Origin of the sequence: Streptomyces sp. WELS2 (assembly GCF_013870595.1) — a bacterium.
In the GTDB taxonomy this organism is placed as follows: domain Bacteria; phylum Actinomycetota; class Actinomycetes; order Streptomycetales; family Streptomycetaceae; genus Streptomyces.
Genome location: NZ_JACBWZ010000407.1, coordinates 1 through 5,564, shown reverse-complemented (window position 1 = coordinate 5,564; position 5,564 = coordinate 1). Strand labels below are relative to the sequence as shown.

Sequence of the window (5,564 nt, the reverse complement as noted above, 5' to 3'; positions counted from 1 at the left end):
AGGAAGGCACCGACGTGTCGCCGACTCCCTCCGCACTCCTGCACCTCGCCGTCGCCCTGGACGGCACCGGCTGGCATCCCGCGTCCTGGCGCGAGCCCGTCGCCCGCCCCCGGGACCTGTTCACCGCCGGCTACTGGGCCGACCAGATCACCGAGGCCGAACGCGGGCTGCTCGACTTCGTCACCATCGAGGACGGCCTCGGCCCGCAGTCCTCGCTGCGCCGGGGGCCCGACGAGCGCACCGACCAGGTCCGCGGCCGGCTCGACGCGGTCCTCATCGCCTCCCGTGTCGCCCCGCTCACCCGGCACATAGGCCTGGTCCCGACCGTGGTGGCCACCCACACCGAGCCGTTCCACATCTCCAAGGCCATCGCCACCCTCGACTACGTCAGCACCGGACGCGCGGGCCTGCGGGTCCGGATCAGCGCCCGCCCCGACGAGGCCGGCCACTTCGGCCGCCGCACCATCCGCCCGGTCGACGGCCAGGACAGCCCCGTCACGCGTGAAACGGTCACCGAACTGTTCGACGAGGCCGCCGACTACGTGGAGGCCGTGCGCCGGCTCTGGGACAGCTGGGAGGACGACGCCGAGATCCGGGACGCGGCGACCGGCCGCTTCATCGACCGGGACAAGCTGCACTACATCGACTTCGAGGGCCGTTTCTTCAGCGTCAAGGGCCCCTCCATCACCCCCCGCCCGCCGCAGGGCCAGCCGCTGGTCACCGCCCTCGCCCACGAGACCGTCCCGTACCGGCTGGTGGCCCGCCAGGCCGACATCGGCTACGTCACCCCGCACGACGCGGACCAGGCCCGCGCCATCGTCGCCGAGATCCGCGCCGAGCAGCGGGCGGCCGGCCGCGCCGGAGATCCGCTGCACGTCTTCGGGGACCTCGTCGTCCTGCTCGACGACAGCGAGTCAGCGGCGCGGGCCCGGCTGGACCGGCTCGACACCCTCGCGGGCGAGCCGTACACCAGCGACACCCGCGTCTTCACCGGAACTGCCGGACAACTCGCCGATTTTCTTGAGGAGTTGGCGGCCGGCGGACTGACCGGCTTCCGGCTGCGGCCCGCCGTCACCGGACACGACCTGCCCCGCGTCACCCGGGACCTGGTGCCCGAACTCCAGCGCCGCCGCCGCTTCCGCACGGCCTACGACGCCACGACCCTGCGCGGCCACCTCGGCCTCACCCGCCCCGCCAACCGCTACGCCACCACCGCCGCCTGAGCCGGGAGGACTCGCCCCACCATGAGCAAGCCGCTGAAGCAGATCCACCTGGCCGCCCACTTCCCCGGGGTCAACAACACCACCGTCTGGAGCGACCCGGCCGCCGGCAGCCACATCGAGTTCAGCTCCTTCGCGCACTTCGCCCGGACCGCCGAACGCGCCAAGTTCGACTTCCTGTTCCTCGCCGAGGGCCTGAGGCTGCGCGAACAGGGCGGCAAGATCTACGACCTGGACGTGGTCGGCCGCCCCGACACCTTCACCGTGCTCGCCGCGCTGGCCGCCGTCACCGACCGGCTCGGCCTGACCGGCACCATCAACTCCACGTTCAACGAACCGTACGAGGTGGCCCGGCAGTTCGCCAGCCTCGACCACCTCTCCGGCGGCCGGTCCGCGTGGAACGTGGTCACCTCCTGGGACGCCTTCACCGGCGAGAACTTCCGGCGCGGCGGCTTCCTGCCGCAGGAGGAACGCTACTCCCGCGCCAAGGAGTTCCTCGCCACCGCGCACGAGCTGTTCGACTCCTGGCACGGCGACGAGATCCTCGCCGACCAGGCCACCGGCACCTTCCTGCGCGACGCCCGGGCCGGCGCGTTCGTGCACAAGGGACAGCACTTCGACATCCAGGGCCGGTTCAACGTCCCGCGCTCCCCGCAGGGCCGCCCCGTCATCTTCCAGGCCGGCGACTCCGACGAGGGCCGCGAGTTCGCCGCCGCCGACGCGGACGCCATCTTCAGCCGGTACTCCACCCTGAAGGAGGGCCAGGCCTTCTACACGGACGTCAAGTCCCGCCTCGCCAAGTACGGCCGCCGCCCCGAGGACCTGCTCATCCTGCCCGCCGCGACCTTCGTGCTCGGCGACACCGACGAGGAGGCCGCCGAACTCGCCCGGGAGGTCCGCCGGCAACAGGTCAGCGGCGCCACCGCGATCAAGCACCTGGAATTCGTGTGGAACCGGGACCTGTCGGCGTACGACCCCGAGGGCCCGCTGCCCGACGTGGACCCGGTGGTCGCCGAGGAGCACATCTCCCGGGGCCGCGCCCAGGTGCGGATGTACCGCGACCCGGTCGCCATCGCCCGCGAGTGGCGCGAGCTCGCCGAGGCCAACAAGTGGTCCATCCGCGACCTGGTCATCAACACCGGCAACCGGCAGACCTTCGTCGGCTCGCCCGCCACCGTCGCCCGGACCATCAACGAGTTCGTCCAGGCCGACGCCTCCGACGGCTTCATCCTCGTCCCGCACATCACCCCCGGCGGGCTCGACCCGTTCGCCGACCGGGTGGTCCCGCTGCTCCAGGAACAGGGCGTCTTCCGCGTCGACTACGAGGGCACCACCCTGCGCGACCACCTCGGCCTCGCCCACCCAGACGCCGGCCGGCGCACCGGTGCCCCCGCCGAGCGGGCCGCGTCGTGAAGTTCCTCGCCATCACCCTGATCGTGAACCGGCCGGACCCCGCCACCGGCGTGCCGAAGCCGGCGCACGAACGGTTCCGCGAGGTGCTGGACGACGCGATCCTGGCGGAGGAACTGGGCTTCGACGGGTTCGGCGTGGGGGAGCGGCACGAACGGCCGTTCCTGTCCTCCGCGCCGACGGTGGTCCTCTCCCACATCGCCGCGCTCACCCGCCGCGTACGGCTGTTCACCGCCGTCACCACGCTGAGTCTGCTCGACCCGGTGCGCGCGTACGAGGACTACGCCACCCTGGACCACCTGTCCGAGGGCCGGCTGGACCTGATCATCGGCAAGGGCAACGGCACCGCGCAGCGCGAGCTGTTCCAGGTCACCCCCGACGACCAGTGGGCCCGCAACGCCGAGAGCTACGAGGTGTTCCGGCGGCTGTGGCGCGAGGACAAGGTGAGCGCCGACACCCGGTTCCGGCCGCCGCTGAAGGACGCCGAGGTGTGGCCACGCCCGTACCAGCGGCCGGTGCGGGTCTGGCACGGCAGCGCCACCAGCGAGGAGTCCGTGGACCTCGCGGCACGCCACGGCGACCCGCTGTTCTCGGCGAACGTCACCCACCCCATCGAGCCGTACGCCGCGCTGATCCGCCACTACCGGGAGCGCTGGGAGCACTACGGCCACGACCCGGCGGACCTCGTGGTGGGCGCCGGCACGGCCGGCCTGTACGTCGCCCGCACCTCGCAGGAGGCGCTGACGGCGTACCGCCCGGTCTTCGAGGCCAACCTGGCCTTCCAGCGGTCGGCGGGCCTGCCCGTGGTCTTCGAGACCCTGGAGGACTTCGTCGCCCGCAGCTCGGCCCTGATCGGCAGTCCCGAGCAGGTGATCGACAAGGTGCACCGCTACCACGAGGAGTTCGGGCACACCGTGCTGCACGTGGCGGCGGACGCGGGCGGGCTGCCGCCCACACGGCACCGCGACTCCCTCGAACTCTTCCAGTCCGAGGTCGCCCCGGTGCTGCGCCGCCACATCCCCGACCCGCCGTTCCCCTGGGCCCCGGTCGTCCCCCGGCCGGCGCCCGCACCGACCCCCGTGCCGGCCGGCCGCTGAGCCGCCGCGTGTCCACACCGGCACACACCCGAGCGCCCCACCGAGGAGATGGACATGACCACCGTCACCGATCCCGGCACCAGCCTCGTCGTCCACCGGACCGGCCCGCGCATCGGCGCGGAGGTGACCGGCGTCGACCTGACCCGACCCGTCGACGCGGCCACCGCCGACGCGCTGCGCGAGGCCTTCCGCGACCACAAGGTGCTGGTGTTCCGCGACCAGCACCTGACCCCCGAGCAGCACGTGGAGGCGGTCCGGCTGTTCGCCGAGCCGTTCGACCACCCCACCGCCAAGCGCCACCCGGACCACCCGCTGGTCTACCCCTACAACGTGCGGCACACCGGCAAGGCCAGCACCTGGCACATCGGCGGCCTGTGGCGCACCCCCGCCTTCGCCATCGAGTCACTGACCTACGAGGAGGTGCCCGAACTCGGCGGCCACACCCTGTGGGCCGACCTCCAGGCCGCCTACGACGACCTGTCCGAGCCCTTCAAGACGCTGCTGGCCGGCGTCAACGCGGTCTACGACGGCAACCCGGAGAACTACGCGCAGGGCAGCCGGAAGACCGCCCCCGGCGAGACCACCACCGAGCACCCGGTCGTCCTCGAACACCCGCTCACCGGACGCAAGGGACTCTTCCTCAGCTCCTCCGCGCTCGCGCTCACCGGCGTCACCGCGCAGGAGGGCCGGGTCCTGCTCGAGCACCTGCTGCGGCACGCCGCCTCGCCGGACTACACGATCCGCTTCGGCTGGCGCCCCGGTGACTTCGTGCTCTGGGACAACCAGGCCACCTGGCACTACGCCGTCGACGACTACGGCGACGGCGCCCGCGTCTACCGCAAGGTCATCGGCGTGGAGCCGCTGCGCACCGCGTCCTGAGCGGGTACGGCACGGCGTGGGCGCGGACGTCACCTCCCCCGTAGGTGACGTCCGCGCCCGCCCACGGCACCCGGCGCGGCTCCCCGGTCCCGGGGACCGGGATGACCGAGGCGTCGGTGCGGGCGTCCGGGAAGCAGTGGTGCAGCACCGTGCCGCCGACCCACATCCGCCGTCCGGCGAGCAGCGCGCCGAGCCGCTCGGCGGTCGGTCCCGGTGCGAACGACGGGACCGGCTGCCGCGGAAGCGAGCAGAGGCGTCGGGTCATGCCACCAGAGTGCCGCCCGGCCCGGCCGCGCACCTGAGTCGGGGCCTACTCAAGTCGCCCTGTATCAGAACCGGGTATCCGCGCTCGGCATGGTGTGAGGACTCACCGACAGGACGCGAAGACCCTCCGGATGCCCTGGCCGTTCACCGGCCGGACCGAGGAACTGGAACCGGTGCGCGCCGCGCTGACGGGGCGACGGCCCGGCATCGTGGTGACCGGACCGGCGGGCCACGGCAAGACCCGGCTGATCACCGAGGCGGTCCGGGGCCTGGACCACGCCCGGGTGACCGGCACGCCCGAGGCCCGGCACCTGCCGCTCGCGGCGTTCGCGCATCTGCTCCCCGACACCGTCTCGCCGCACCGCGCGGTCCGCGCGCTGTCCGGCGTACGGGTCCTCGTCGTGGACGACGCCCAGTTGCTGGACGAGACCTCCGCCGCGCTGGTCCACCAGCTGGCCGTGCACGGCCGCACCCGGCTGATCGTGGCCGCGGCGGACGGCGTACCGGCGCCCGGCGCGGTGTCCCGGCTGTGGACCGGGGAACTGCTGCCCCGGCTGCACCTTTGCCCCCTCCCGTACGAGGACACCGCCCGGCTGCTCGCCGGCGCCGCACTCGACCCGCTCACCGTCCGCCGACTGCACCGGGCCTGCCGGGGCGACAGTCCGGTGGTCCAGTCCAGACCTTCGGCGTGCCG

6 protein-coding genes are annotated in these 5,564 nt (G+C 73.1%); 5 read left to right on the top strand and 1 reads right to left on the bottom strand.

What is annotated here, in order from left to right; genetic code table 11:
* Positions 1-14: 14 nt before the first annotated feature.
* The 4 genes from H5J33_RS21760 to H5J33_RS21745 are packed head-to-tail and all read left to right on the top strand — an operon-like array spanning position 15 to position 4,606.
* Positions 15-1,223 (top strand): LLM class flavin-dependent oxidoreductase, encoded by a 1,209-nt coding sequence (locus H5J33_RS21760; RefSeq protein ID WP_181796600.1) that lies wholly within the window; start codon positions 15-17, stop codon positions 1,221-1,223.
* Between the two features lie 21 nt (positions 1,224-1,244).
* Positions 1,245-2,633, top strand: a complete 1,389-nt coding sequence (locus tag H5J33_RS21755) for an NtaA/DmoA family FMN-dependent monooxygenase (RefSeq protein ID WP_181796599.1) — start codon at positions 1,245-1,247, stop codon at positions 2,631-2,633.
* Positions 2,630-3,727 (top strand): LLM class flavin-dependent oxidoreductase, encoded by a 1,098-nt coding sequence (locus H5J33_RS21750; protein ID WP_181796598.1) that lies wholly within the window; start codon positions 2,630-2,632, stop codon positions 3,725-3,727. Before H5J33_RS21755 ends, H5J33_RS21750 begins: the two co-directional genes overlap by 4 nt.
* A gap of 54 nt (positions 3,728-3,781) precedes the next feature.
* A complete protein-coding gene (locus H5J33_RS21745; RefSeq protein WP_258565279.1) occupies positions 3,782-4,606 on the top strand; it encodes a TauD/TfdA family dioxygenase in 825 nt (274 codons plus the stop codon).
* Here H5J33_RS21745 and H5J33_RS21740 read toward each other — a convergent pair.
* Complete coding sequence (locus H5J33_RS21740; RefSeq protein ID WP_399552896.1) at positions 4,572-4,871, bottom strand: hypothetical protein; 300 nt, start codon at positions 4,869-4,871, stop codon at positions 4,572-4,574. The two genes, H5J33_RS21745 and H5J33_RS21740, sit on opposite strands and share 35 nt — an antisense overlap.
* Positions 4,872-5,001: 130 nt before the next feature.
* Between H5J33_RS21740 and H5J33_RS21735 the strand changes: the two genes are divergently transcribed.
* The coding region (locus H5J33_RS21735; RefSeq protein WP_220212608.1) for an ATP-binding protein at positions 5,002-5,564 on the top strand (563 nt) is incomplete at its 3' end.

What these genes read in the sequence shown, in the direction of transcription:
- H5J33_RS21755 (WP_181796599.1), top strand. Translation starts at nt 1,245, where the DNA reads ATGAGCAAGCCGCTGAAGCAGATCCACCTGGCCGCCCACTTCCCCGGG.
- H5J33_RS21745 (WP_258565279.1), top strand. Translation starts at nt 3,782, where the DNA reads ATGACCACCGTCACCGATCCCGGCACCAGCCTCGTCGTCCACCGGACC.
- H5J33_RS21740 (WP_399552896.1), bottom strand. Translation starts at nt 4,871, where the DNA reads ATGACCCGACGCCTCTGCTCGCTTCCGCGGCAGCCGGTCCCGTCGTTC.